Origin of the sequence: Salinibacterium sp. GXW1014 (assembly GCF_044769865.1) — a bacterium.
Taxonomy (GTDB): domain Bacteria; phylum Actinomycetota; class Actinomycetes; order Actinomycetales; family Microbacteriaceae; genus Homoserinimonas.
On record NZ_JBIZWA010000001.1, the window covers coordinates 1,533,773 to 1,558,853 of the forward strand.

37 protein-coding genes are annotated in these 25,081 nt (G+C 64.9%); all 37 read left to right on the forward strand.

Annotation, left to right across the window (positions count from 1 at the left end; all coding sequences use genetic code 11):
- Window positions 1-34 precede the first annotated feature (34 nt).
- The 37 genes from pilM (at window position 35) to ACIQK7_RS07725 (ending at window position 25,069) form a co-directional block, all read left to right on the forward strand.
- Window positions 35-1,078, forward strand: coding sequence for a type IV pilus assembly protein PilM (gene pilM / locus ACIQK7_RS07545; RefSeq protein WP_403022879.1), 1,044 nt, complete (start codon window positions 35-37; stop codon window positions 1,076-1,078).
- Window positions 1,075-1,755: a hypothetical protein gene (locus ACIQK7_RS07550; protein ID WP_403022881.1), complete on the forward strand. Its 681-nt coding sequence runs from the start codon at window positions 1,075-1,077 to the stop codon at window positions 1,753-1,755. Before pilM ends, ACIQK7_RS07550 begins: the two co-directional genes overlap by 4 nt.
- Window positions 1,752-2,438 (forward strand): hypothetical protein, encoded by a 687-nt coding sequence (locus ACIQK7_RS07555; RefSeq protein WP_403022884.1) that lies wholly within the window; start codon window positions 1,752-1,754, stop codon window positions 2,436-2,438. The genes ACIQK7_RS07550 and ACIQK7_RS07555 overlap by 4 nt, the downstream gene beginning before the upstream one ends.
- Window positions 2,439-2,522: 84 nt before the next feature.
- Window positions 2,523-3,614 carry a hypothetical protein gene (locus tag ACIQK7_RS07560; RefSeq protein WP_403022887.1) on the forward strand — a complete coding sequence of 364 codons (1,092 nt, stop codon included), beginning with the start codon at window positions 2,523-2,525 and terminating at the stop codon, window positions 3,612-3,614.
- Between the two features lie 364 nt (window positions 3,615-3,978).
- Window positions 3,979-4,353 carry a 30S ribosomal protein S12 gene (gene rpsL, locus ACIQK7_RS07565; protein WP_055787040.1) on the forward strand — a complete coding sequence of 125 codons (375 nt, stop codon included), beginning with the start codon at window positions 3,979-3,981 and terminating at the stop codon, window positions 4,351-4,353.
- The gene (gene rpsG / locus ACIQK7_RS07570; RefSeq protein WP_325210190.1) at window positions 4,353-4,823 is read left to right on the forward strand and encodes a 30S ribosomal protein S7; all 471 of its coding nucleotides are present in this window, start codon (window positions 4,353-4,355) and stop codon (window positions 4,821-4,823) included. Before rpsL ends, rpsG begins: the two co-directional genes overlap by 1 nt.
- 90 nt (window positions 4,824-4,913) lie before the next feature.
- Window positions 4,914-7,028: an elongation factor G gene (gene fusA / locus ACIQK7_RS07575; protein WP_403022892.1), complete on the forward strand. Its 2,115-nt coding sequence runs from the start codon at window positions 4,914-4,916 to the stop codon at window positions 7,026-7,028.
- 107 nt (window positions 7,029-7,135) lie between these two features.
- Window positions 7,136-8,329 (forward strand): elongation factor Tu, encoded by a 1,194-nt coding sequence (tuf, locus tag ACIQK7_RS07580; RefSeq protein WP_325210188.1) that lies wholly within the window; start codon window positions 7,136-7,138, stop codon window positions 8,327-8,329.
- A 98-nt stretch (window positions 8,330-8,427) separates the two neighbouring features.
- Window positions 8,428-9,393 carry a DNA topoisomerase IB gene (locus ACIQK7_RS07585; RefSeq protein ID WP_403022895.1) on the forward strand — a complete coding sequence of 322 codons (966 nt, stop codon included), beginning with the start codon at window positions 8,428-8,430 and terminating at the stop codon, window positions 9,391-9,393.
- Between the two features lie 371 nt (window positions 9,394-9,764).
- The gene (gene rpsJ, locus ACIQK7_RS07590; RefSeq protein WP_147720261.1) at window positions 9,765-10,073 is read left to right on the forward strand and encodes a 30S ribosomal protein S10; all 309 of its coding nucleotides are present in this window, start codon (window positions 9,765-9,767) and stop codon (window positions 10,071-10,073) included.
- Window positions 10,074-10,081: 8 nt separating this feature from the next.
- The gene (rplC, locus tag ACIQK7_RS07595; protein ID WP_403022898.1) at window positions 10,082-10,732 is read left to right on the forward strand and encodes a 50S ribosomal protein L3; all 651 of its coding nucleotides are present in this window, start codon (window positions 10,082-10,084) and stop codon (window positions 10,730-10,732) included.
- 5 nt (window positions 10,733-10,737) lie between these two features.
- Window positions 10,738-11,388, forward strand: coding sequence for a 50S ribosomal protein L4 (gene rplD, locus ACIQK7_RS07600; RefSeq protein ID WP_325210186.1), 651 nt, complete (start codon window positions 10,738-10,740; stop codon window positions 11,386-11,388).
- Window positions 11,385-11,684 carry a 50S ribosomal protein L23 gene (rplW, locus tag ACIQK7_RS07605; protein WP_147720264.1) on the forward strand — a complete coding sequence of 100 codons (300 nt, stop codon included), beginning with the start codon at window positions 11,385-11,387 and terminating at the stop codon, window positions 11,682-11,684. Before rplD ends, rplW begins: the two co-directional genes overlap by 4 nt.
- Window positions 11,685-11,702: 18 nt before the next feature.
- Complete coding sequence (rplB, locus tag ACIQK7_RS07610; protein WP_147720265.1) at window positions 11,703-12,542, forward strand: 50S ribosomal protein L2; 840 nt, start codon at window positions 11,703-11,705, stop codon at window positions 12,540-12,542.
- A 27-nt stretch (window positions 12,543-12,569) separates the two neighbouring features.
- Entirely contained in the window at window positions 12,570-12,851 is a 282-nt protein-coding gene (gene rpsS / locus ACIQK7_RS07615) for a 30S ribosomal protein S19 (RefSeq protein WP_147720266.1), read from the forward strand.
- A 25-nt stretch (window positions 12,852-12,876) separates the two neighbouring features.
- Window positions 12,877-13,272 (forward strand): 50S ribosomal protein L22, encoded by a 396-nt coding sequence (rplV, locus tag ACIQK7_RS07620; RefSeq protein ID WP_147720267.1) that lies wholly within the window; start codon window positions 12,877-12,879, stop codon window positions 13,270-13,272.
- Complete coding sequence (gene rpsC / locus ACIQK7_RS07625; RefSeq protein WP_147720268.1) at window positions 13,272-14,036, forward strand: 30S ribosomal protein S3; 765 nt, start codon at window positions 13,272-13,274, stop codon at window positions 14,034-14,036. Before rplV ends, rpsC begins: the two co-directional genes overlap by 1 nt.
- Before the next feature lie 2 nt (window positions 14,037-14,038).
- Window positions 14,039-14,458, forward strand: coding sequence for a 50S ribosomal protein L16 (gene rplP / locus ACIQK7_RS07630; RefSeq protein WP_147720269.1), 420 nt, complete (start codon window positions 14,039-14,041; stop codon window positions 14,456-14,458).
- Window positions 14,458-14,784, forward strand: a complete 327-nt coding sequence (gene rpmC, locus ACIQK7_RS07635) for a 50S ribosomal protein L29 (protein WP_403022906.1) — start codon at window positions 14,458-14,460, stop codon at window positions 14,782-14,784. Before rplP ends, rpmC begins: the two co-directional genes overlap by 1 nt.
- Window positions 14,784-15,074, forward strand: a complete 291-nt coding sequence (rpsQ, locus tag ACIQK7_RS07640) for a 30S ribosomal protein S17 (RefSeq protein ID WP_147720271.1) — start codon at window positions 14,784-14,786, stop codon at window positions 15,072-15,074. Before rpmC ends, rpsQ begins: the two co-directional genes overlap by 1 nt.
- Window positions 15,075-15,113: 39 nt before the next feature.
- Window positions 15,114-15,482, forward strand: coding sequence for a 50S ribosomal protein L14 (rplN, locus tag ACIQK7_RS07645; protein WP_147720272.1), 369 nt, complete (start codon window positions 15,114-15,116; stop codon window positions 15,480-15,482).
- A 2-nt stretch (window positions 15,483-15,484) separates the two neighbouring features.
- The gene (rplX, locus tag ACIQK7_RS07650) at window positions 15,485-15,835 is read left to right on the forward strand and encodes a 50S ribosomal protein L24 (protein WP_325210185.1); all 351 of its coding nucleotides are present in this window, start codon (window positions 15,485-15,487) and stop codon (window positions 15,833-15,835) included.
- A complete protein-coding gene (gene rplE, locus ACIQK7_RS07655; protein ID WP_325210184.1) occupies window positions 15,835-16,419 on the forward strand; it encodes a 50S ribosomal protein L5 in 585 nt (194 codons plus the stop codon). Before rplX ends, rplE begins: the two co-directional genes overlap by 1 nt.
- A 104-nt stretch (window positions 16,420-16,523) precedes the next feature.
- The gene (gene rpsH / locus ACIQK7_RS07660; protein WP_147720275.1) at window positions 16,524-16,922 is read left to right on the forward strand and encodes a 30S ribosomal protein S8; all 399 of its coding nucleotides are present in this window, start codon (window positions 16,524-16,526) and stop codon (window positions 16,920-16,922) included.
- Between the two features lie 6 nt (window positions 16,923-16,928).
- Window positions 16,929-17,465, forward strand: a complete 537-nt coding sequence (gene rplF, locus ACIQK7_RS07665) for a 50S ribosomal protein L6 (RefSeq protein WP_325210183.1) — start codon at window positions 16,929-16,931, stop codon at window positions 17,463-17,465.
- Between the two features lie 2 nt (window positions 17,466-17,467).
- The gene (gene rplR, locus ACIQK7_RS07670) at window positions 17,468-17,839 is read left to right on the forward strand and encodes a 50S ribosomal protein L18 (protein WP_403022913.1); all 372 of its coding nucleotides are present in this window, start codon (window positions 17,468-17,470) and stop codon (window positions 17,837-17,839) included.
- A complete protein-coding gene (gene rpsE, locus ACIQK7_RS07675; protein ID WP_403022916.1) occupies window positions 17,836-18,549 on the forward strand; it encodes a 30S ribosomal protein S5 in 714 nt (237 codons plus the stop codon). Before rplR ends, rpsE begins: the two co-directional genes overlap by 4 nt.
- Window positions 18,549-18,731, forward strand: a complete 183-nt coding sequence (gene rpmD / locus ACIQK7_RS07680; RefSeq protein WP_187266457.1) for a 50S ribosomal protein L30 — start codon at window positions 18,549-18,551, stop codon at window positions 18,729-18,731. The genes rpsE and rpmD overlap by 1 nt, the downstream gene beginning before the upstream one ends.
- Entirely contained in the window at window positions 18,731-19,486 is a 756-nt protein-coding gene (gene rplO, locus ACIQK7_RS07685) for a 50S ribosomal protein L15 (RefSeq protein ID WP_403022920.1), read from the forward strand. The genes rpmD and rplO overlap by 1 nt, the downstream gene beginning before the upstream one ends.
- A gap of 68 nt (window positions 19,487-19,554) precedes the next feature.
- Entirely contained in the window at window positions 19,555-20,877 is a 1,323-nt protein-coding gene (gene secY / locus ACIQK7_RS07690; RefSeq protein ID WP_403022923.1) for a preprotein translocase subunit SecY, read from the forward strand.
- Window positions 20,874-21,491 carry an adenylate kinase gene (locus ACIQK7_RS07695; protein WP_403022925.1) on the forward strand — a complete coding sequence of 206 codons (618 nt, stop codon included), beginning with the start codon at window positions 20,874-20,876 and terminating at the stop codon, window positions 21,489-21,491. Before secY ends, ACIQK7_RS07695 begins: the two co-directional genes overlap by 4 nt.
- 1 nt (window position 21,492) lies before the next feature.
- Entirely contained in the window at window positions 21,493-22,317 is an 825-nt protein-coding gene (gene map, locus ACIQK7_RS07700) for a type I methionyl aminopeptidase (protein WP_403022928.1), read from the forward strand.
- A gap of 192 nt (window positions 22,318-22,509) precedes the next feature.
- The gene (infA, locus tag ACIQK7_RS07705) at window positions 22,510-22,731 is read left to right on the forward strand and encodes a translation initiation factor IF-1 (protein ID WP_011186713.1); all 222 of its coding nucleotides are present in this window, start codon (window positions 22,510-22,512) and stop codon (window positions 22,729-22,731) included.
- A 93-nt stretch (window positions 22,732-22,824) separates the two neighbouring features.
- Window positions 22,825-22,941: a 50S ribosomal protein L36 gene (rpmJ, locus tag ACIQK7_RS07710; RefSeq protein WP_022893853.1), complete on the forward strand. Its 117-nt coding sequence runs from the start codon at window positions 22,825-22,827 to the stop codon at window positions 22,939-22,941.
- Between the two features lie 159 nt (window positions 22,942-23,100).
- Window positions 23,101-23,475 carry a 30S ribosomal protein S13 gene (gene rpsM, locus ACIQK7_RS07715; protein ID WP_108517783.1) on the forward strand — a complete coding sequence of 125 codons (375 nt, stop codon included), beginning with the start codon at window positions 23,101-23,103 and terminating at the stop codon, window positions 23,473-23,475.
- A gap of 41 nt (window positions 23,476-23,516) precedes the next feature.
- Window positions 23,517-23,915, forward strand: a complete 399-nt coding sequence (rpsK, locus tag ACIQK7_RS07720) for a 30S ribosomal protein S11 (RefSeq protein ID WP_108517781.1) — start codon at window positions 23,517-23,519, stop codon at window positions 23,913-23,915.
- Window positions 23,916-24,076: 161 nt separating this feature from the next.
- Complete coding sequence (locus ACIQK7_RS07725) at window positions 24,077-25,069, forward strand: DNA-directed RNA polymerase subunit alpha (protein ID WP_403022935.1); 993 nt, start codon at window positions 24,077-24,079, stop codon at window positions 25,067-25,069.
- Window positions 25,070-25,081 lie beyond the last annotated feature (12 nt).

Genomic DNA, 25,081 nt, shown 5'->3' on the forward strand with positions numbered 1-25,081 from the left:
GGTCGAACGCGTAATTGGGGGGAAGGGCTGAACCATGGCCAAACGCATAGTGGGGGTCGACATCGGCAACGATGCGATCCGCGCCGTCGAGGTGCTCGATCCTGCGGGCGCGCGCCCGACGATCGAGCGATTCCATGAGGTGCCGCTGCCTGAGGGTGCTGCCCGCAGCGGTGACGTGCTCGAGGTTCACACCGTCTCGGCGAGCCTCAAGCGGCTGTGGAGCGAGGGTGGCTTCAAGAGCAAGTCGGTCGCCCTCGGCATGGGTAACCAGCGAGTGCTGGCCCGTGACCTCACGGTGCCCCGGATGCCGCTGGCCCGCATCCGCGAGTCCCTCCCGTTCCAGGTGCAGGAGATGCTGCCGGTGCCGGTTGCGGATGCCCTCCTCGACTTCTACCCCGTCTCCGAGGCGGAGGGAGAGAACGGCCCCGTCATCAACGGCCTCCTCGTCGCCGCCATCAAGGACGCCGTCATGGCCAACGTCAACGCGGTCGAGCTCGCCGGACTCGCACCCGTCGAGGTCGACCTCATTCCCTTCGCACTCACGCGCGTGCATGTTCGCGGTGAACAATCGCAGGGCACGACGGCCCTCATCGACATCGGCGCGACGACCACCAACGTTGTGATCGCGACCAATGGCATCCCGCAGTTCGTGCGCATCATCCCCGCGGGCGGCGACGACATCACGACCGCGCTCGTGCAGCGCCTCGACATGGCACACGACATCGCGGAGCAGGTCAAGCGCCGGCTCGGCATCATCACGGCGGGTGCCGCACCCGAGCATCGTCCCGCGATCGAGGTCATCTACGAGTCGACAGGCCAGCTGCTCAACGGCCTCCGCAACACGCTCAACTACTTCGTCAACTCTCACCCCAACGACCCGATCGTGCGGATCGTGCTGACGGGTGGCGGGGCGCAGCTGCCAGGCTTCTCGGCTGCACTCTTTGAACTGACACGTGTCGCCGTCGTCGCGAACGACTCCTTCAGTGGCGTCAAGGTCGCGAAGTCTGCCGAGGCGGGCATCGGCCATTCCGACAGCTACTCGGTCGCACTCGGACTCGCCCTGGGGAGCAAGGCATGAGCGCCAAGGACAACGTCGTCGTCGTTGGCGGCGAACCCAGGATCGACTTCCTCCCGCCCGAGATCCGCGAGAAGAAGAAGGCGCGTCGCACCATCCGCAGCCTGGTCCTCCTCGTTGTCATGGTGATCGTCGTCTGTGTTGTCGCGTACGTCGGGGCGACGTCGCTCGCCGTGACGTCACAGGTGCGGCTGGCCGCCGAGCAAGAGCGCACTCAGGAACTGCTGAGAAACCAGGCCGCGTTCTCTGACGTTCGCCAGTTGAAGCAGACCGTGGAAGCCGCTCAGGATGCCCGCATCGTCGCATCCGGCAACGAGATCATGTGGAAGCCCATCGTGGACGCTGCGCTGGCGGTCCTGCCTGCGGGTGAGGAGCTGATGGAGCTGAATATCGACTCCTATGTCGTCGGCGAGGCGCCGGCAGCTCCTGAGGACCTGCAGATCACCTCGCAGGCCACCATCGAGTTCAAACTGAGGTTCGACCGCGTGAGGACCATCGCCGACTGGGCCGACCGACTGGCGGAACTTCCCCAGGTCGCCGGTGTGTCGTTCGGGGGAGCCGTGCTCGACGAAACGACCGGAGTCTACGAAGCGGTTGTGATTGTCCACGTTGACGAGAGCCAGTTCGAACGGCGCTACTTCTTGACACCTCGCCCTGAGACAGAGGAGGGAACCCAGTGAACTCCATCAAGCGACTGAGCATCCTCATCGCGGTCGTAGTGATCGCAGGCTTGCTGGCTGGCACCTGGTTCGTGGCGATCTCGCCGCGACTGGCAGAAGCGCGCGCCGCCGACGATGAGCGCGAGACGGTCGAAACGCAGAACGCGATTCATGAAACCACTCTCAAGGGGCTCATGGAGCTCGCCGACCGCGAAGAGGAACTCGAGGCGGACCTGGAACTCGTGCGCGCTTCAATCCCTGACGACATCGAACTCTCCGCCATTTTGCGTCGCCTCGATGCAGTCGCGGAGGCCACAGGCACGATCATCAAGGTGACGGGGCTGGAAGGTCCGACTCGGTATGCCCCGCTAGAAGCTGCCGCCGAGACTGCCGAAGCGAGCGGACCTTCGGCCGACCCTGAGTATGCGGATGCCCTCGGGAGTGTGACGCCGGAGAACTTCTTCACGATCGCTCTTACCTTCGAAATCATCGGCGACCACCTGCAGATGCTCGCGGCAGTAGAGCAACTCCAGTTGAGCGAGCGCCTCACGCTCGTTGGCGACGTCAAGTACAAGGCGGGGGAATCCACGGTCGTGACGGGCCAGATGTTCGTGCTCCTGGACGCTGGCACCGTGATTCCGGTTGCAACTACAGGCTCGCCCGCAGGCACGCCAGCAGAGAGTGACGGTCCGGCCCCGGAATAGACGGCACGCCTCCTGTCCCGCGTTCGGGGGCGTTGCTAGCATGGGCGACGCGCCGCCGCGGCGTGCCGACGAAGAGGAGCCCTCATGAGCAACGCGCCTGACGACAAGCACCCAAAGTCCGACATCGCCGATCAGCTCGCTGGCACCCCCGCAACGGACGTCGAGACCACGCAGACGGATGCCGCGGCTCCAGGCGACGCAGCGGCCGACGAGTCAGACGCCGACGGTCTGGGGGAGCCGGCTCCGCTCGCGGAACCGAACGCCGACGCCAGCGCAGACTCCCACGGCACGCCGACTACGGAGATCGAGCCAGAGCCGCTCGTCGAGCCTGCGCCCTCCGCCGGTCTCTTCGACGCGCGCACGGAGCCGTCGAGCGCCGAACCGGTTGCAGACCCGACAGCCACGCACGCGACATATGCGGACGAGCCCGAGTCGAAGGATCCCTCCGAGCCGACAGTCGCCGCAGAGGCGGCGCCGCTCCCGCAGGGAGTCACGCCGCCGGCCACATCGGAGACGCCCACACCCGCCGCAGAGGCGCACGCGCCGGCATCCGACGCGCCCGCCGCATCCGCGTACCCTGTGTCCGACCCGGTCGTGAGTTCGGCCCCTGCGTCTCCTCAGACGGTCTATGTCACAGCCCCGACGCCGCCCAAGAAGCGCAGCAACCGCGGGATCGGTACCCTCTTCGCCGTCCTGGGCACGATCGCCTTCGGTCTCCTGCACAGCCTCATCACGGCGATCGCCTACGCCGCCGCGGACCGTGCCTTCGACATCCCCCGCTTCCTCCTGTCGAGCGGCTTCCTCGTGCCGACGATCACGTTCCTCGTGGTCTTCGTGCTCGCGGTGCTCCTCATCAACCGCGCCGGCTGGTGGGCCTGGGTGCTCGGCAGCCTCGTCGTTGCGGCGGCCACCTACTTCGCGTCAATCGGCATCATCATGCTGCTCAGCAACGCGGTCGCCCTGACGCCCGCCGAGGGCCAGGAGATGTTCCTCCGCCTCGCCGTGAGCGCACCGCTCGTCGTCGCTGTCGTCGTCGCACGCGAGGTCGCCATCTGGTTCGGTCTCGCGATCGCCGCCCGCGGACGCAAGGTCAAGGCGCGCAACGCCGAGGCCCGGGCCGCCTACGACCGCGAGCTCGCCGAGTCCCGCACACGCTACGGCGCTACTGCCGGCTAAGGCCTCCTCGCCGCGTTCAACCAAGTCGGCACAAGCCAGAGGCCAGCGGATGCCCGGGCCACCGCCATTTGACCGTGCCCCCAGCGCCGACTATCCTTGTCTGGGTGTGCGCATTGCTGTGCGCTCCCCTGTGCCCAAAAGCGTGACGGGCGTCGGGGAACGCATGAACTGGCACCAACCGGAATCGAGTTACGGGCGTGGCCTCACGGTCGCGCCGGGCTCCCACGGCATACCCACCACCGAAACCAGGCGAGAGCCTGCGATCAACGATGGGTCCAGCATCCACAAGATTCCCGGGCTTCGGGACGAAGCGGATGCATGCAAGCAACAACTGTCACCGTGCAGGATATCCAAGGAGTAAGAAGTGCCAACTATTCAGCAGTTGGTCCGGAAGGGTCGCTCGCCGAAGGTCACCAAGACCAAGGCTCCCGCCCTGAAGGCCAACCCCCAGCAGCGCGGCGTGTGCACGCGTGTCTACACGACCACCCCGAAGAAGCCGAACTCGGCGCTTCGCAAGGTCGCTCGTGTCAAGCTCTCCAACGGCACCGAGGTCACCGCGTACATTCCCGGTGAGGGCCACAACCTGCAGGAGCACTCGATGGTGCTCGTCCGCGGTGGTCGTGTGAAGGACCTCCCCGGTGTTCGCTACAAGATCGTTCGCGGCGCCCTCGACACGCAGGCCGTCAAGAACCGCAAGCAGGCTCGCAGCCGCTACGGCGCGAAGATGGAGAAGAAGTAATGCCTCGCAAGGGACCAGCTCCTAAGCGCCCCGTAGCGATCGACCCGGTCTACGGCGCCCCCATCGTCAGCCAGCTCGTCAACAAGATCCTGCTCGACGGCAAGAAGTCGCTCGCTGAGCGCATTGTCTACGACGCACTCGCGGCCGTTGAGGCCAAGAGCGGTCAGGATGCCGTGACGGTGCTCAAGAAGGCGCTCGACAACGTGCGCCCCACGCTTGAGGTCAAGAGCCGCCGCGTCGGTGGTTCGACCTACCAGGTGCCCGTCGAGGTCAAGCCGCACCGCGCCAACACCCTGGCGCTTCGCTGGCTCACGACCTACGCCAAGGGTCGTCGTGAGAAGACGATGACCGAGCGTCTCACCAACGAGATCCTCGACGCCTCGAACGGCCTCGGCGCCGCTGTGAAGCGTCGCGAGGACACCCACAAGATGGCCGAGGCGAACAAGGCCTTCTCGCACTACCGCTGGTAACCATCTTTGCTGTCAGGGCGCGTCGGATTCGTCGCGCCCTGACAGAGCGGCACCCCATCATCGTTCATCCCCAATTTTCGGAGGACCACCGTGGCACAGGAAGTGCTCACCGACCTTAACAAGGTCCGCAACATCGGCATCATGGCGCACATCGATGCCGGCAAGACCACCACGACTGAGCGCATCCTGTTCTACACGGGCGTCAACCACAAGCTCGGCGAGACCCACGACGGTGGCGCGACGACCGACTGGATGGAGCAGGAGCAGGAGCGTGGCATCACCATCACGTCCGCTGCTGTGACGTGCTTCTGGAACAAAAACCAGATCAACATCATCGACACCCCCGGCCACGTCGACTTCACGGTCGAGGTCGAGCGCTCGCTTCGCGTGCTCGACGGTGCCGTTGCCGTCTTCGACGGCAAGGAGGGCGTCGAGCCCCAGTCGGAGACCGTCTGGCGCCAGGCCGACAAGTACGACGTGCCCCGCATCTGCTTCGTCAACAAGATGGACAAGCTGGGCGCCGACTTCTACTTCACGGTTGACACGATCGTCAAGCGCCTGGGTGCCAAGCCGCTCGTCATGCAGCTCCCCATCGGCTCCGAAAGCGACTTCGTCGGCGTTGTCGACCTCGTTGAGATGAAGGCACTCGTCTGGGCCGGAGACTCGAAGGGTGACGTCACCATGGGCGCCTCCTACGAGACGAAGGAGATCCCCGAGGAGCTCAAGGAGAAGGCGGACGAGTACCGCACCAAGCTGCTCGAGACGGTCGCCGAGACCAGCGACGAGCTCATGGAGAAGTACTTCGGTGGCGAAGAGCTGACCGTCGCCGAGATCAAGGCTGCGATCCGCAAGCTCACCGTCGCGAGCGAGATCTACCCCGTGCTCTGTGGCTCCGCGTTCAAGAACCGCGGCGTGCAGCCCATGCTCGACGCGGTCGTCGACTACCTCCCCAACCCGCTCGACGTCGGTGCCATCGAGGCACACGACCCGCGCGACGAGGAGAAGGTCATCGAGCGTCACGCTTCGTCCGACGAGCCCTTCGCGGCCCTCGCGTTCAAGGTTGCGGTGCACCCGTTCTTCGGTCGCCTCACCTACATTCGCGTCTACTCGGGCACGATCGAGAGCGGCTCGGCCGTTGCGAACTCGACCAAGGGCAAGAAGGAGCGCATCGGAAAGATCTTCCAGATGCACGCCAACAAGGAGATGCCGGTCGATCGGGTCCAGGCTGGCCACATCTACGCGGTCATCGGCCTCAAGGACACGACCACGGGTGACACCCTCTGCGACGAGAAGCAGCAGGTTGTCCTCGAGTCGATGACGTTCCCTGAGCCCGTCATCGAGGTCGCCATCGAGCCCAAGACGAAGGCTGACCAGGAGAAGCTCGGCACGGCCATCCAGAAGCTCGCTGAAGAAGACCCGACGTTCCGCGTCGAGCTCAACTACGAGACCGGCCAGACCGTCATCAAGGGCATGGGTGAGCTCCACCTTGACATCCTTGTCGACCGCATGAAGCGCGAATTCAAGGTTGAGGCCAACGTGGGCAAGCCCCAGGTCGCCTACCGTGAGACGATCCGCCGCACGGTCGAGAAGCACGACTACACCCACAAGAAGCAGACCGGTGGTTCCGGTCAGTTCGCGAAGGTGCAGATCGCGCTCGAGCCGATGGAGGTCACTCCGGAGAGCTCGTACGAGTTCGTCGACAAGGTGACCGGTGGTCGCGTCCCGCGCGAGTACATCCCCTCGGTCGACGCCGGCATCAAGGACGCCATGCAGACGGGTGTCCTCGCGGGCTTCCCCACCGTGGGTGTCAAGGCCGTGCTGCTCGATGGCGCCTACCACGACGTCGACTCCTCGGAGATGGCGTTCAAGATCGCCGGCTCGATGGCCTACAAGGAGGCCGCTCGCAAGGCGAACCCCGTGCTGCTCGAGCCGCTCATGGCCGTCGAGGTGCGTACGCCCGAGGAGTACATGGGCGACGTCATCGGCGACCTGAACTCGCGTCGTGGACAGATCCAGTCCATGGAAGACGCGACCGGTGTCAAGGTCGTCTCGGCCAAGGTACCGCTGTCAGAGATGTTCGGGTATGTTGGCGACCTGAGGTCCAAGACCTCCGGCCGTGCGGTGTACTCGATGTCCTTCGACAGCTACGCGGAGGTCCCGAAGGCTGTTGCCGACGAGATCGTCCAGAAGAACAAGGGCGAATAGCCCCAGTTCGCAGGGGCCTCCCGCCCCGAGTAACATAAATACACACTCCACCCAGCAGCTATCCGAGGCTTTCGGATGCCTGCACCATTGTCCTGAGGAGGACCATAGTGGCTAAGGCCAAGTTCGAGCGGACCAAGCCGCACGTCAACATCGGAACCATCGGTCACGTCGACCACGGCAAGACCACGCTGTCGGCTGCGATCTCGAAGGTTCTCGCTGACAAGTACCCGTCGGCGACCAACGTGCAGCGTGACTTCGCCACCATCGACTCGGCGCCGGAAGAGCGCCAGCGCGGCATCACGATCAACATCTCGCACATCGAGTACGAGACCCCGAAGCGCCACTACGCGCACGTTGACGCCCCCGGCCACGCCGACTACGTCAAGAACATGATCACGGGTGCGGCTCAGATGGACGGCGCGATCCTCGTCGTCGCCGCCACCGACGGCCCCATGGCCCAGACGCGTGAGCACGTGCTGCTCGCCCGCCAGGTCGGCGTGCCCTACCTCATGGTTGCGCTCAACAAGTCCGACATGGTCGAGGACGAAGAGATCCTGGAGCTCGTTGAGCTCGAGGTTCGCGAGCTCCTCTCCAGCCAGGGCTTCGACGGCGATGACGCTCCCGTCATCCGCGTGTCCGCTCTTAAGGCGCTCGAGGGCGACGAGAAGTGGGTCAACGCGATCGTCGACCTCATGCAGGCCGCTGACGACAACATCCCCGACCCCGAGCGTGACCGCGACAAGCCGTTCCTCATGCCGATCGAGGACGTCTTCACGATCACCGGTCGTGGAACGGTTGTGACGGGTCGCGCCGAGCGTGGCACGCTCGCGATCAACTCCGAGGTCGAGATCGTCGGCATCCGCCCGACGCAGAAGACCACGGTCACGGGTATCGAGATGTTCCACAAGCAGCTCGACGAGGCCTGGGCCGGCGAGAACTGTGGTCTGCTCCTCCGCGGCACCAAGCGCGAGGACGTCGAGCGCGGCCAGGTCGTCGTGAAGCCGGGTTCGGTCACGCCGCACACCGTGTTCGAGGGCACCGCCTACATCCTTTCCAAGGACGAGGGTGGCCGTCACAACCCGTTCTACGCGAACTACCGTCCGCAGTTCTACTTCCGCACCACCGACGTCACCGGCGTCATCCAGCTGCCCGAGGGCACTGAGATGGTCATGCCCGGCGACACCACCGACATGACGGTCGAGCTGATCCAGCCGATCGCCATGGAGGAGGGCCTCGGCTTCGCCATCCGTGAGGGTGGCCGCACCGTCGGCGCCGGTAAGGTGACGAAGATCGTCAAGTAACTTCGGTTACCTCTCGGAAGGGCCCGCGACTTCGGTCGCGGGCCTTTCTGCATGTTCGGCGTCTGTTCGCATCTGCGTCGCTGGCGTACGTTCAGCTCATGCCCCGCCTCCGCCGCTCGAACACCGCGTCATCCGGCATCACCCGTCGGCGCAGGGGCAAGGGGTTCTCCTACTGCGACAGGCTCGGCCAGCCCGTCGACGCTGAGACTCGGCGGCGCATCGAAGACCTAGTGATCCCACCCGCGTGGACCGATGTATGGATCTGTCCCCACGCCAACGGGCACATACAGGCGACAGGCGTGGATGCCGCGGGTCGCCGCCAGTACCTGTACCACCCGCAATGGCGGGAGCAGAAGGACCGCGTCAAGTTCGACCGCGCACTGGAGCTCGCGGGTGCGCTGACGCCGGCGCGGCGACAGGTCACGATGGACCTCCGCGGGGACGGCGCCTCGCGAGAGCGTGTGCTGGCGGGCGCCTTCCGGATGCTCGACCGGGGGAGTCTGCGGGTCGGCTCCGAGCAGTACGTCGAGGCCAATGGCAGCCATGGCCTGTCAACGCTGCTGGGGCGGCACGCCCGAGTCGCCTCCGATGGTGTCGTGACGCTCGAGTTCCCCGCCAAGGACGGTATCGAATGGTCGTCGTCCATCCAAGACCCCGACCTCGCGCGGCTCATCCGCACGCTCAAGCGGCGCGGGGGAGACGAGCGACTGCTCGCCTGGTTCGACGGTGAGGCGTGGCATCCGCTCTCTCCCGAGGAGATCAACGCCGACGTGCGGTGCCGAACGGGCGGAGACTTCACCGCGAAGGACTTCCGCACGCTCCACGGCACGATCGCAGCCGCCGTGAGCCTTGCGCAGTCCGGCCCGCAAGCCTCGGCCAGGGCTCGCGCGAGGGCGATCAAGCACGCAGCGGATGCCGCGGCCGAAGTGCTGGGAAACACGCCCACGATCGCGCGCAAGAGCTACATCGACCCGCGCGTGATCGACCGTTTCGAGCGCGGCGCGACGATCGATCCAGAGCGTGTGAACTCGGCCGAATCACAGCTGCTGGAGCTGCTTTCCTGAGCATGTCTTGGGCATCGCGCTCGCGCGACACGCCCGGGTTGCAGGTGGGTGGGGAATGTGGCAAACTCTTCTAGTTCAACATTTCCGCCCGGTGCACGATCGACCGGGGCTGGGATCACTGCCAGGCAGTGCATAGATTCGCCCCTCAGGGGCATCTAGGCCGCGGGTAGCAGGACAAAGCTTAATCGACACTCGATGAACACACGGATAGCCGTGTGCCTGCAAAGGCTTGCGCCTGAGCTCGAGGGTCGACACGGTGCCGTGGTCAAGAGCCACGGCGTTTGACATGAAAACAGTGGTGCGACAGCAGAAGTGCTCCGCAGCGTGTGCGTGGAACAAGCGCACTTGGTACTAAAGAGAGAGAGTCAGACATGGCGGGACAGAAGATCCGCATCCGACTTAAGTCGTATGACCACGAGGTCATCGACAGCTCGGCGCGCAAGATCGTCGACACGGTGACCCGTGCGGGCGCGACGGTTGTCGGGCCGGTGCCCCTTCCTACGGAGAAGAACGTGGTCGTCGTGATCCGCTCTCCTCACAAGTACAAGGACGCGCGCGAGCACTTCGAGAAGCGCACTCACAAGCGCCTGATCGACATCATTGACCCGACTCCGAAGGCTGTCGACTCGCTCATGCGTCTCGACCTGCCGGCCGACGTCAACATCGAGATCAAGCTGTAAGGATCACCATGGCTACTACTACGACCCGAAAGGGCCTGCTGGGCAAGAAGCTCGGCATGACCCAGGTCTGGGATGCGAACAACAAGCTCATTCCCGTGACCGTCATCGAGATCACGCCCAACGTCGTGACGCAGGTCCGCACCCCCGAGGTTGACGGCTACGAGGCTGTCCAGATCGCCTACGGCCAGATCGACCCGCGCAAGGCCAACAAGCCCGCCACCGGTCACTTCGACAAGGCCGGTGTTACGCCGCGCCGCCACCTCACGGAGATCCGCACCTCCGACGCATCCGAGTTCTCGCTCGGCCAGGAGCTCACGGTCGACATGTTCGAGGCCGGCCAGAAGGTCGACGTCGTCGGCACCAGCAAGGGCAAGGGCTTCGCCGGTGTCATGAAGCGCCACAACTTCGCTGGCGTCTCGGCATCGCACGGTGCGCACCGCAACCACCGCAAGCCGGGCTCCATCGGCGCCTCCTCGACCCCCAGCCGTGTCTTCAAGGGCATGCGCATGGCGGGCCGCATGGGTGGCGACCGCGTGACCGTCCAGGGCCTCACGGTCCAGGCAGTCGACGCTGAGAAGGGCCTGCTGCTCGTCAAGGGTGCCGTTCCCGGCGCTCGTGGCCGCATCGTTTTCGTTCGCAACGCAGTGAAGGGAGCCTGAGCTTCATGGCTACCGCAATCGACGTCATCGACGTGAAGGGCAAGAAGGTCGGCACGGTCGACCTTCCCGCTGACACGTTCGACGTGCAGACCAACGTTCCGCTCATCCACCAGGTCGTCGTCGCCCAGCGCGCCGCCGCCCGCCAGGGCACGCACAAGACCAAGGGTCGCGGCGAGGTCTCGGGTTCCGGCACCAAGCCCTTCAAGCAGAAGGGCACGGGCCGCGCCCGTCAGGGCTCGATCCGTATGCCGCAGCACCGCGGTGGTGGAATCGTGCACGGACCGGTGCCGCGCGACTACGCGCAGCGCACCCCCAAGAAGATGATCGCTGCAGCGCTTCGCGGAGCTCTCTCCGACCGCGCCCGCGGTGGACGCCTTCACATCGTGGAGTCCCTCGCCCTCGGTGACGTGCCCTCGACCAAGTCGGTCGTCGCGCTCCTCGCCGACATCGCCACCAGCAAACACGTCCTCATCGTGCTCGAGCGCGGCGACGAGATCAGCTACAAGAGCGTTCGGAACATCCCGACCGTTCACGTGCTTCCCTACGACCAGCTCAACGCCTACGACGTGCTCGTGAGCGATGACATCGTCTTCACCAAGGGCGCCTTCGAGGCATTCACCGCGCCCAAGGCCGAGAAGGAAGAGGTGAGCGCATGAGCGCCACATACAAGGACCCGCGCGACGTCATCATCGCGCCCGTCGTCTCTGAGAAGAGCTACGGCCTGATCGACCAGGGCAAGTACACCTTCGAGGTGGACCCCCGCTCGAACAAGACCGAGATCAAGCTCGCGATCGAGAAGATCTTCGGCGTGCAGGTCGAGTCCATCAACACGCTCAACCGCCAGGGCAAGACGCGTCGTACCAAGTTCGGTATGGGCAAGCGCAAGAACACCAAGCGCGCGATCGTGACGCTCAAGTCCGGTTCCATCGACATCTTCACGGCTGTCGGCTAGGGAGCAGAGGAATAACCAATGGCAATTCGCAAGTACAAGCCCACGACCCCCGGTCGTCGCGGTTCTTCGGTCGCAGACTTCGCTGAGATCACCCGTTCGACGCCCGAGAAGTCGCTGCTCCGCCCGCTGCCCAAGACCGGTGGCCGCAACAACGCCGGACGCATCACCACGCGTCACATCGGTGGTGGCCACAAGCGTCAGTACCGCGTCATCGACTTCCGTCGCAATGACAAGGACGGCATCAACGCCAAGGTCGCTCACATCGAGTACGACCCCAACCGCACGGCGCGCATCGCGCTCCTGCACTACTTCGACGGCACGAAGCGCTACATCATCGCGCCGGAGAAGCTGAAGCAGGGCGACATCGTCGAGTCGGGTGCTGGCGCTGACATCAAGCCGGGCAACAACCTCCCGCTCAAGAACATCCCCGTGGGTACCGTCATCCACGCCATCGAGCTCAAGCCCGGTGGCGGCGCGAAGATCGCCCGCTCGGCTGGTTCCTCCGTGCGTCTCGTCGCCAAGGACGGCCCCTACGCCCAGCTGCGTATGCCCTCCGGTGAGATCCGCAACGTGGATGCCCGCTGCCGCGCGACGATCGGCGAGGTCGGCAACGCCGAGCAGTCGAACATCAACTGGGGTAAGGCCGGCCGTATGCGCTGGAAGGGCGTCCGCCCGACCGTCCGTGGTGTCGCGATGAACCCGGTCGACCACCCGCACGGTGGTGGTGAGGGCAAGACCTCCGGTGGTCGTCACCCGGTCAGCCCCTGGGGCCAGTCCGAGGGCCGCACCCGCAAGCCCAACCGCGAGAGCGACAAGCTCATCGTTCGTCGCCGCAACGTCGGCAAGAAGCGCAAGTAGCCCAGGAAAAGGAACAAAGGGTAGAAAATGCCACGCAGTCTTAAAAAGGGCCCCTTCGTCGACGAGCACCTTTTCCGCAAGGTCGCCGCGCAGAACGAGGCCAACAGCAAGAACGTGATCAAGACCTGGTCGCGCCGCTCGATGATCGTCCCGGCCATGCTCGGCCACACGATCGCGGTGCACGACGGTCGCAAGCACATCCCGGTGTTCGTCACCGAGACCATGGTTGGGCACAAGCTCGGAGAGTTTGCTCCCACCCGCACCTTCCGTGGACACGTGAAGGACGACAAGAAGGGTCGCCGCCGCTAATCGCGGTGGTGAAGGAGGTAGAGAAATGGTGGAGTCGATCGCCCGCGTGCGACACATCCGCGTGACCCCTATGAAGGCTCGTCGTGTCGTCAACATGATCCGCGGCAAGCAGGCCCACGAGGCCCTGGCCATCCTCAAGTTCGCGCCCCAGGGTGCGAGCGAGCCCGTGTACAAGCTGGTCGCCTCGGCGATCGCCAACGCACGGGTCAAGGCGGATGCCAGCAACAGCTTCCTCGACGAGCAGGACCTGTACATCAGCCAGGCCTACGTCGACGAGGGCACCACGCTCAAGCGGTTCCAGCCGCGTGCGCAGGGACGTGCGTTCCAGGTCCTCAAGCGCACCAGCCACATCACCGTTGTGCTGGCCACGCCTGACGAGGCCGACGCGAAGAAGACGACTGCGAAGGCAGGGAAGAAGTAATGGGCCAGAAAGTAAATCCCTACGGTTTCCGTCTGGGAATCACCACTGACCACGTGTCGCGGTGGTTCGCCGACAGCACCAAGCCGGGCCAGCGTTACAGCGACTACGTTGCCGAGGACGTTCGCATCCGCAACATGCTGAAGACGAGCCTCGACCGTGCCGGCGTCGCCCGCATCGAGATCGAGCGCACCCGTGACCGCGTCCGCGTGGACATCCACACGGCGCGCCCGGGCATCGTCATCGGCCGTCGTGGCGCGGAGGCCGAGCGCATCCGTGGCGACCTCGAGAAGCTCACGAAGAAGCAGATCCAGCTCAACATCCTCGAGGTCAAGAACCCCGAGGCCGAGGCGCAGCTCGTCGCCCAGGGCATCGCTGAGCAGCTCAGCGCCCGTGTCGCGTTCCGTCGCGCCATGCGCAAGGGTCTCCAGGGTGCCCAGCGCGCCGGCGCCAAGGGTGTTCGCATCCAGGTGTCCGGTCGTCTCGGCGGCGCCGAGATGAGCCGCTCGGAGTTCTACCGCGAGGGTCGTGTGCCGCTGCACACGCTTCGCGCGAACATCGACTACGGCTTCTACGAGGCCCGCACCACCTTTGGTCGCATCGGCGTCAAGGTGTGGATCTACAAGGGTGACATCACCAACAAGGAACTCGCCCGCGAGCAGGCGAACCAGAAGTCGTCGCGCCCCGAGCGCGGTGACCGTGACCGTCCGCGTCGCGGCGCTGCTCCCAAGGCTGAGGCGCCCGTCGCAGCAGGAGTTGAGGCATAACAATGTTGATCCCACGTAAGGTCAAGTTCCGCAAGCAGCACCACCCCAGCCGCAGCGGTCACGCCACCGGTGGCACGAAGGTGACCTTCGGCGAGTTCGGCATCCAGGCGATCACGCCGGCGTATGTCACGAACCGTCAGATCGAGGCTGCTCGTATCGCCATGACCCGTCACATCAAGCGTGGTGGAAAGGTGTGGATCAACATCTACCCCGACCGCCCGCTGACCAAGAAGCCCGCCGAGACCCGAATGGGTTCCGGTAAGGGTTCGCCCGAGTGGTGGGTCGCCAACGTCAAGCCGGGCCGCGTGCTCTTCGAGGTCGCTGGCGTCAACGAGACGCTCGCCCGCGAGGCACTCACCCGTGCAATCCACAAGCTTCCACTGAAGGCGCGCATCATCAAGCGCGAGGAGGGCGACGCATAATGGCGATCGGTTCCAAGGAGCTCGCAACCAGCGAGCTCGACACATTCGAAGACGAGCGACTCGTCGACGAGCTCAAGAAGGCCAAGGAAGAGCTCTTCAACCTGCGGTTCCAGTCGGCCACGGGCCAGCTCGAGAGCCACGGACGCCTGCGCGCCGTCAAGCGCGACATCGCTCGCATCTACACGGTTATCCGTGAGCGCGAGCTGGGCATCCGTGCCACCCCCGCCCCGGTTGAGGCTCCTGCCAAGGCAGAGAAGAAGACCAAGGCGAAGAAGGATGCTGCTGACGCGGCTCCCGAGGCCGAGAAGACCGAGGAGTCCAAGTAATGGCTAAGGCAGAAGAGAAGGCGACCGCCCCGGCCGTCGTCCGCGGCTACCGCAAGACGCAGCGTGGCTACGTCGTCTCCGACAAGATGGACAAGACCATCGTCGTCGAGGTCGAGGACCGCGTGAAGCACCCGCTCTACGGCAAGGTCATCCGCCGCACCGAGAAGCGCAAGGTTCACGACGAGACGAACTCGGCCGGCATCGGCGACCTCGTCGTCATCAGCGAGACCCGTCCGCTGAGCGCCACCAAGCGCTGGCGCCTGGTCGAGATCCTCGAGAAGGCCAAGTAGCCCTTCCGCGGTCTACTTAGGAATTAAGGACACAGACACATGCTTCAGCAGGAATCAAGGGTCAAGGTCGCCGACAACACGGGCGCCAAGACGCTGCTCACGATTCGCGTCCTCGGCGGCTCCGGCCGTCGCTACGCCGGCCTCGGCGACGTCATCGTCGCGACGGTCAAGGATGCAATCCCCGGCGGCAACGTGAAGAAGGGTGACGTCGTCAAGGCGGTCATCGTTCGCACCAAGAAGGAGACGCGCCGTCCAGACGGCTCGTACATCAAGTTCGACGAGAACGCAGCGGTCATCCTGAAGGCTGACGGGGACCCCCGCGGTACCCGCATCTTCGGGCCGGTCGGTCGTGAGCTTCGTGACAAGAAGTTCATGAAGATCGTCTCGCTGGCACCGGAGGTTATTTAGTCATGGCGAAGATCAAGAAGGGCGACCTCGTCCAGGTGATCACGGGCCGTACCCAGGCGCGCGGCGGAGACCGTGGCAAGCAGGGCCGTGTGCTCGAGGTCATCGTTGAGAAGAACCGCGTCGTGGTCGAGGGCGTGAACCTCGTCACGAAGCACGTTCGCGTCGGCCAGACCCAGCGCGGCACCAAGACCGGCGGCATCGAGACGCACGAGGCTCCGCTTCACATCTCGAACGTCGCCCTGGTCGACCCCGAAACCAAGAAGCCGACCCGCGTCGGCCACCGTGTGGAGACGAACGCAGACGGCAAGACCGTCCGCGTGCGCTACGCCAAGAAGTCAGGTAAGGACCTGTAATGACTGACACCGCAGTGGCTGGCAAAATCCAGCCCCGCCTCAAGCTCAAGTACCGCAGCGAGATCACGAAGCAGCTGACCGAGCAGTTCGGGTTCACCAACCCGCACCAGGTTCCCGGCCTCGTGAAGATCGTTGTCAACACCGGCGTCGGTGAGGCTGCGCGTGACGGCAAGATCATCGACGGTGCGGTCAAGGACCTCATCGCGATCACCGGCCAGAAGCCGCAGATCACGGCCGCCCGCAAGTCGATCGCGCAGTTCAAGCTTCGCGAGGGCCAGCCCATCGGCGCCCACGTCACGCTTCGCGGCGACCGTGCCTGGGAGTTCCTCGACCGTCTCATCACGCTTGCGCTCCCGCGTATCCGTGACTTCCGCGGCTTGAGCCCCAAGCAGTTCGACGGCAACGGCAACTACACCTTCGGTCTCAACGAGCAGTCGATGTTCCACGAGATCGACCAGGACAAGATCGACCGCGTTCGCGGCTTCGACATCACCATCGTCACGACGGCGAAGAACGACGACGAGGGCCGCGCCCTCCTCAAGGCCCTCGGGTTCCCGTTCAAGTCCGACGAGGCAAAGGCCTAGTAACACCCCACACCGCTGGAGGGCATCCGTCCTCCGGCACGATCGGCAGGGTCGGCATTCGTGTAACGGATGTCGAAACCGGCCGAGACAAGGAATAAGAACACATGACAATGACAGATCCGGTCGCAGACATGCTGACCAGACTGCGTAACGCCAACTCGGCGCACCACGACACCGTGTCGATGCCGAGCAGCAAGCTCAAGACCCACATCGCAGAGATCCTCCAGAAGGAGGGCTACATCAGCGGGTGGAAGGTCGAGGACGCCCGCGTCGGGCAGACCCTCACCCTGGAGCTGAAGTACGGCCCCAACCGCGAGCGCTCCATCGCGGGCATCAAGCGCGTCTCGAAGCCCGGTCTCCGGGTGTACGCGAAGTCGACTGAGATCCCCCGCGTTCTCGGTGGACTCGGTGTGGCCATCCTGTCGACCTCCTCTGGCCTCCTCACGGACCGCCAGGCAACAAGTAAGGGCGTGGGTGGGGAAGTCCTCGCCTACGTGTGGTGATCCGTCATGTCACGAATCGGACGTCTGCCGATCGACATCCCCTCGGGTGTCGACATCAAGGTCGAGAACTCGGCCGTCATCGTCAAGGGTCCCAAGGGTGAGCTCTCGCTCTCCGTTGCGAGCCCCATCGAGGTCAAGGTCGAGGACAACCAGGTCGTTGTGACCCGTCCCGACGACGAGCGCGAGTCGCGTTCGCTCCACGGCCTGACCCGCACGCTCATCGCCAACAACATCATCGGCGTGACGCAGGGTTACACCAAGGGACTTGAGATCGTGGGTACGGGTTACCGCGTGGCGCAGAAGGGCTCCTCGCTCGAGTTCGCCCTCGGCTTCTCGCACCCCGTCACGGTCGACCCGCCTGCTGGCATCACCTTCTCGGTCGAGGGCAACAACAAGGTCACGGTTGCCGGCATCGACAAGCAGCAGGTCGGTGAGGTCGCCGCCAACATTCGCAAGATTCGCAAGCCCGAGCCCTACAAGGGCAAGGGTGTGCGCTATGCGGGCGAGGTCGTCCGCCGCAAGGCCGGAAAGGCTGGTAAGTAATCATGGCTCTCGGAACACGAGGCAAGAGCAAGTCGGCCGCAAAGAGCCGTCGACACGCACGTCTTCGCAAGAAGATCGTCGGCACGGAGGTTCGTCCCCGTCTCGTCGTCACGCGCTCTGCGCGTCACGTCTTCGTCCAGGTCGTCGACGACAGCAAGGGCCACACGGTCGCTTCCGCGTCGACCATGGAGGCAGACCTCCGCAGCTTCGACGGCGACAAGACCGCCAAGGCCCGCAAGGTCGGCGAGCTCGTCGCAGAGCGTGCGAAGCAGGCCGGCGTCGCTGACGTCGTCTTCGACCGTGGCGGCAACCGCTACGCCGGACGTGTCGCAGCGATCGCTGACGGCGCTCGAGAGGCTGGGCTGAACCTGTGAGCACTGAGAACACAACGAACAAGGAGCAGGCTGTGGCTGAAGTAGCCGAGGCGCCGGTGGAGACTGCCGCAGGCACGGAGTCCAACCGCAACGAGCCTCGCGAGGCCCGCCGTGGCGGTCGCGAGCGCAACCCCAACCAGCAGCGCGGTGCGCGTGACTCCGACAAGAGCCAGTTCCTGGAGCGCGTCGTCACGATCAACCGCGTGTCGAAGGTCGTCAAGGGCGGCCGCCGCTTCAGCTTCACGGCTCTCGTGGTCGTGGGTGACGGCAACGGACTCGTCGGCGTCGGCTACGGCAAGGCCCGCGAGGTCCCGACCGCGATCTCGAAGGGCGTCGAGGAGGCGAAGAAGAACTTCTTCCGCGTTCCCCGCGTCGGCAACTCCATCCCGCACCCCGTGCAGGGTGAGTCGGCCGCCGGTGTCGTGCTCCTCCGTCCCGCCGCGGCAGGTACCGGTGTTATCGCCGGTGGCCCCGTCCGCGCCGTGCTCGAGTGCGCTGGCATCCACGACGTCCTCAGCAAGTCGCTCGGCTCGTCGAACACGATCAACATCGTGCACGCGACCGTCACGGCACTGAAGGAGCTCGAGGAGCCCAGCGCCGTCGCAGCTCGCCGTGGACTCTCGATCGAGGATGTCGTGCCCGAGCAGATCCTCCGCATCCAGGCAGCCTCGGCGAAGGCCGCGGCTACGTCAGCAAAGGCAGGTGCCTGATGGCTCGCCTCAAGGTAACCCAGATCAAGTCCAAAATTAGCGAGAAGCAGGACCAGCGCGACACGCTTCGCAGCCTTGGCCTCAAGCGGATCAACGACACTGTCGTCCGTGAGGACAATGCGCAGAACCGCGGATACGTCCGCAAGGTCGCTCACCTGGTGAAGGTCGAGGAGATTGACTAATGGCTGAAGAGAAGAAGTCGACCGCGAAGGCGGACTCGACCAAGGCTCCGGCCGCCGAGAAGGCTGCCCCCAAGAAGGACGCAGCGAAGGCCGCTGAGAAGGCGCCCGCCAAGAAGGCTCCGGCCAAGAAGGCTGCCGCCGAGAAGGCTCCCGCGAAGGCGGCTGCCGACAAGGCGCCCGCCAAGGCCGCTGCTGACAAGGCTCCGGCCAAGAAGGCTCCGGCCAAGAAGGCTGCCGCGTCTGACGCTGCCGCTGAGAAGGCGCCGGCCAAGAAGGCTCCTGCGAAGAAGGCTGCCGCTCCCGCTGAGGAAGCGCGCCCGCAGGTGCTGAAGATGCACCACCTCCGTCCTGCCCCCGGATCCAAGACCGCCAAGACTCGCGTCGGCCGTGGTGAGGGCTCCAAGGGCAAGACGGCCGGTCGTGGCACCAAGGGCACCAAGGCCCGTTACCAGGTGCGCGTCGGCCTCGAGGGCGGCAACCTCAACAGCATCATGCGTGCTCCGAAGCTGCGCGGGTTCAAGAACCCGTTCCGCGTCGAGTACCAGGTCGTGAACCTCGAGAAGCTCGCGCAGCTCTACCCCCAGGGTGGTGATGTCACCGTCAGCGACCTCGTCGCGAAGGGTGCCGTGCGCAAGAACGAGAAGGTCAAGGTTCTCGGGCAGGGTGACATTACGGTTAAGCTGAACGTTGCAGTGGACAAGGTCTCCAGCTCGGCAGAGTCGAAGATCGTCGCAGCGGGCGGCTCCGTCAAGTAGTCGACTCGGGTGGCCCCTGCTCAAGGGGCCACCCGAACGGCTCACCCATAAGCACAACTGGAGGCTTCGTGTTCAGAGCTATCGCGCGCATTTTTCGCACGCCTGACCTGCGGCGCAAGATCGGCTTCACGCTCGGCATCGTTGCACTCTTCCGGCTGGGATCCTTCATCCCCTCGCCGTTCGTGGACTACGCGAACGTGCAGAGCTGCCTCGCAGCCAACACCGGCCCCGCCGGTCTCTATGAGCTCGTCAACCTCTTTAGCGGTGGCGCTCTCCTTCAACTCTCGGTCTTCGCGCTGGGCATCATGCCCTACATCACCGCGTCGATCATCGTGCAGCTGCTGCGGGTCGTCATCCCGCACTTCGAGACCCTCCACAAGGAGGGCCAGTCGGGCCAGTCGACCCTGACGCAGTACACGCGCTACCTCACGATCGCGCTCGGCGTGCTGCAGTCGACCACCCTCATCACGGTCGCCCGGAGTGGCACGCTCTTTGGTGCCTCGGGTGCCCCCGAGTGCCAGTCCCTCATCACCAACGAGGCGTGGTACGCCATCCTCCTCATGGTCATCACGATGACCGCCGGCACCGGCCTCATCATGTGGATGGGCGAGCTCATCACCGAGCGCGGCATCGGCAATGGCATGTCGCTCCTGATCTTCGTCTCGATCGCCGCGACCTTCCCCGCCGCGCTCTGGAGCATCGCGGTGGCCCGCAACTTCGAGACCTTCCTCATGGTGATCGCCGTGGGCATCCTGATCATGGGCGCCGTGGTCTTCGTGGAGCAGTCGCAGCGTCGCATTCCCGTCCAGTACGCCAAGCGCATGGTGGGTCGTCGCACCTATGGCGGCAACAACACCTACATTCCCATCAAGGTCAACATGGCCGGTGTCATCCCGGTCATCTTCGCCTCGTCGCTGCTCTACCTGCCGGCGCTGGTCGCGCAGTTCAACCAGCCGGCCAACGGTGAGCTGCCCGCACCGTGGGTCACCTGGGTGCAGGACAACCTGACCTCGGGCGACAACCCGCTGTACATGGCGATCTACTTCTTCCTCATCATTGGTTTCACCTACTTCTATGTCGCGATCACCTTCAACCCCGAAGAGGTTGCCGACAACATGAAGAAGTACGGCGGCTTCATCCCCGGGATCCGGGCCGGCCGCCCCACCGCCGAGTACCTCGACTACGTGCTCACCCGAGTGACCCTCCCGGGCTCGCTGTACCTCGGCCTCGTCGCCCTCATCCCGCTCATCGCTCTCGCAACTGTGGGCGCCAACCAGAACTTCCCGTTCGGTGGCGCGAGCATCCTGATCATCGTCGGGGTCGGCCTCGAGACGGTCAAGCAGATCGACTCCCAGCTGCAGCAGCGACACTACGAAGGACTGCTTCGATGACGCTTACCCCAGCGCACTCCAACGCCCGCCTCCTGATCGTCGGCCCTCCCGGTGCCGGCAAGGGAACCCAGGCAGCGCGCCTCACGGCTCGCTTCGGCATCCCGGCCATCTCGACCGGCGACATCTTCCGCGACAACATTGCTCGCCAGACGCCGCTCGGTGTCGAGGTCAAGGCGATCGTTGACGCGGGAGACTACGTGCCCGACTCGCTGACCAACGCGCTCGTCGCGAGCCGCATCGAGGAGGAAGACGCCCGTGACGGCTTTCTGCTCGACGGTTACCCCCGCACGCTCGACCAGGTTGCCTACCTCGACGAACTCCTTGAGGGCAAGGGCCAGTCTCTCGACGCCGTCATCCAGCTCGTCGCCGAACAGGACGAGGTTGTCGCCCGTCTGCGCAAGCGTGCCGTCGAGCAGGGGCGGGCGGATGACTCGGAGGAGTCGATCCGTCACCGCCAGGAGGTCTACGCTCGCGAGACGCGGCCGCTGATCGACGTGTACAGCTCCCGCAACCTCCTTGTCGAGGTCGATGGCCTCGGCGAGGTCGATGTCGTGACGGAGCGCATCTTCGACGGACTCGCCGCCCGCGGCATCCGTCCCCTCGCCGTGCAGTAACGTGCGCAAAGGCATCTACAAGAGCGCGGCCGACCTTCGGGGCATGGTTGCACCCGGGGTTCTGACGGCGAAGGCGCTCGATGCCGTTCGCGAGCGCATCGTGCCCGGAGCAACGACGATCGAGCTTGACGCGATCGCCGAGTCCGTCATCCGTGCCGGCGGGGGAGAGCCGAACTTCGCCCTTGTACCGGGCTACCGCCACACGATCTGCTCCTCGGTCAACGAGGATGTCGTGCACGGCATCCCCGGCGACCGCGTGCTCGAGCCGGGCGACATCGTCTCGATCGACTGCGGCGCGCAGGTCAACGGCTGGAACGGCGACTCGGCCATCACAGTCGTGATCCCTGACCCCAGCCGTCCAGAGCTCGTCGCCGAGCGCCAGCGGCTTTCGGATGTCACGGAGGCCTCGCTCTGGCATGGCATCGCCGCGCTTGCCAAGGCGAAGCACCTCAACGAGGTCGGTTCGGCAATCGAGGACTACATCGACTCGCAGGGCGAGTTCGGCATCCTCGAGGACTACGTGGGGCACGGCATCGGCCGTTCCATGCACGAGGCGCCCACGGTGTTCAACTACCGCGTTCGCGACAAGGGGCCGGCAGTCAAGGCGGGCCTGTGCGTCGCGATCGAACCCATGGTCACGCTCGGCGGTATCGACACATTCGTGCGCGAAGACGACTGGACGATCGCGACGGAGGACGGCACGGCAGCCGCCCACTGGGAGCACTCAGTTGCGGTGCACGCGAACGGCATCTGGGTGACGACGGCGCATGACGGTGGCGCCGCCGCGCTGGCGCCGCTCGGCGTGACCCCCGTGCCGATTCCATGAGCTGCGGCATCCGTCGCCTGGGTTGCTCGGAGCGGGAGTATAGCGCCGACTTGGCGAAACGCCCGGCAATCACCTAGGATTGACCTTTGGTGTCTGTGGGCCGTTTCTGCGTGCCCGACTTCCGCGTTTGGCGCGGGGCTTACGCCACAATCCGCATGACCAGCAATCAATACTTTTAGCGACGAAGAGGCTATGGCCAAAAAAGACGGTGTCATCGAAATCGAGGGCTCTGTGATCGAGGCTCTGCCCAACGCGATGTTTCGCGTTGAGCTGACGAACGGTCACAAGGTGCTTGCCCACATCTCGGGCAAGATGCGCCAGCACTACATCCGCATCCTCCCCGAGGACCGCGTGATCGTCGAGCTGAGCCCCTACGACCTCACCCGCGGCCGGATCGTCTACCGCTACAAGTAGTGACGCACAACGGATGCTCGTGCAGCATCCGGCTGGAAAGTAACGGCCCGCGGCATCCCGCGGGTACGAAGACAGCGAGATCAAGGAATCACCATGAAGGTCAACCCCAGCGTCAAGCCCATCTGTGACCACTGCAAGGTCATCCGTCGCCACGGCAACGTGATGGTCATCTGCAAGTCGAACCCGCGTCACAAGCAGCGCCAGGGCTAGGTGCAACGCCCGCCGGTTGAGCCTGTCGAGACCAGCGGTACCCACAACTGAATATTCACGAAGAGCAGCACCAGAACCCGCGTGCGGGGGAGACCACCGGTTGGAGGCCGGTGCACAGGTTCTGCTCCAGACCTCCACCACTCATTAGGAGAAGCCACCATGGCTCGTCTAGCAGGCGTAGACATTCCGCGCGACAAGCGTGTTGAAGTCGCACTCACCTACATCTACGGCGTTGGCCGCACCAAGTCGCTCCAGGCGCTTGAGGCCACCGGTATCGATGTCAACATCCGCGTCAAGGACCTCACCGACGACCAGCTCGTCGCGCTCCGTGACTACATCGAGGGCAACTACAAGGTAGAGGGTGACCTCCGCCGCGAGGTCGCCGCCGACATCCGCCGCAAGGTCGAGATCGGCAGCTACCAGGGCATCCGTCACCGCCGTGGCCTGCCCGTCCACGGTCAGCGCACGAAGACGAACGCTCGCACCCGCAAGGGCCCGAAGCGCACCGTCGCCGGCAAGAAGAAGGCGCGCTAAGCCTTCCGGCTTCGCCCAACACAAGGTTCTAGGAGAAGACATTGGCTACACCGAAGTCGGCAGCGCGCAAGCCGCGCCGCAAGGAGAAGAAGAACGTCGCCGTGGGTCAGGCCCACATCAAGTCGACCTTCAACAACACGATCGTCACGATCACCGACCCCACGGGTGCGGTGCTCAGCTGGTCCTCGTCCGGCGTCGTCGGATTCAAGGGCTCGCGCAAGTCCACGCCCTACGCTGCGCAGATGTCGGCCGAGTCGGCCGCTCGCCAGGCGCAGGAGCACGGCGTCAAGAAGGTCGACGTGTTCGTGAAGGGTCCGGGTTCGGGTCGTGAGACGGCGATCCGTTCGCTTCAGGCCGCGGGCCTCGAGGTCGGCAGCATCAACGACGTGACGCCCCAGGCGCACAACGGATGCCGCCCGCCCAAGCGTCGTCGCGTCTAACAACGTGTCTGTGGGCTGGGCCGGCCTGAATGCTTGCCCAGCCCCACTGCCTTTCCACAACTCAACAAGCTTCACCGGCGGGCCAGCCACCCGTTGAAACGCCGCAGCGCCTATTAACGCCTCAGTGTCAAATAGCGGACACTTTGCCGAAAGGAATACACGTGCTCATTGCACAGCGCCCCACTCTTTCCGAAGAGAACATTTCCGAGTTCCGTTCACGCTTCGTGATCGAGCCGCTCGAGCCCGGCTTCGGCTACACCCTCGGAAACTCCCTCCGTCGCACCCTCCTCTCGTCGATCCCCGGTGCTGCCGTCACGAGCATCCGCATCGACGGCGTGCTGCACGAGTTCAGCACCGTCGCGGGTGTGAAGGAGGATGTCACCGAGATCATCCTCAACATCAAGCAGCTCGTCGTCTCGAGCGAGCACGACGAGCCGATCACGGCCTACCTGCGCAAGCAGGGTGCTGGCCAGGTCACGGCTGCGGACATCTCGGCGCCCGCGGGCGTGGAGATCCACAACCCTGAGCTGCTCATCGCCACGCTCAACGACAAGGCGAAGTTCGAGCTCGAGCTGACGGTCGAGCGTGGCCGCGGCTACGTCTCGGCGACGCAGAACCGCAACGAGTTCAGCGAGGCCGGCCAGATTCCGATCGACTCGATCTACTCGCCCGTGCTCAAGGTCACCTACCGCGTCGAGGCGACGCGTGCCGGTGAGCGCACCGACTTCGACCGCCTCGTGGTCGACGTGGAGACGAAGCCCGCCATCAGCCCCCGCGACGCGATCGCGTCGGCCGGCCGCACGCTGACCGAGCTCTTCGGGCTCGCCCGTGAGCTCAACTCGGCCGCTGAGGGTATCGAGATCGGCCCCGCGCCGGTTGACGCCGTGCTCTCGACCGAGCTCAGCATGCCGATCGAAGACCTCGACCTGTCTGTGCGCAGCTACAACTGCCTCAAGCGCGAGGGCATCAACAACGTGAGTGAACTGGTCGCCCTCTCGGAGACCCAGCTCATGAACATCCGCAACTTCGGACAGAAGTCGGTGGATGAGGTCAAGGACAAGCTCGTGGAGATGGGCCTGTCGCTGAAGGACGCGGTTCCCGGGTTCGACGGCGCTCACTTCTACAGCGGCTACGACGAGTCCGAGGGCAACTAGCGCCTTCGGCCC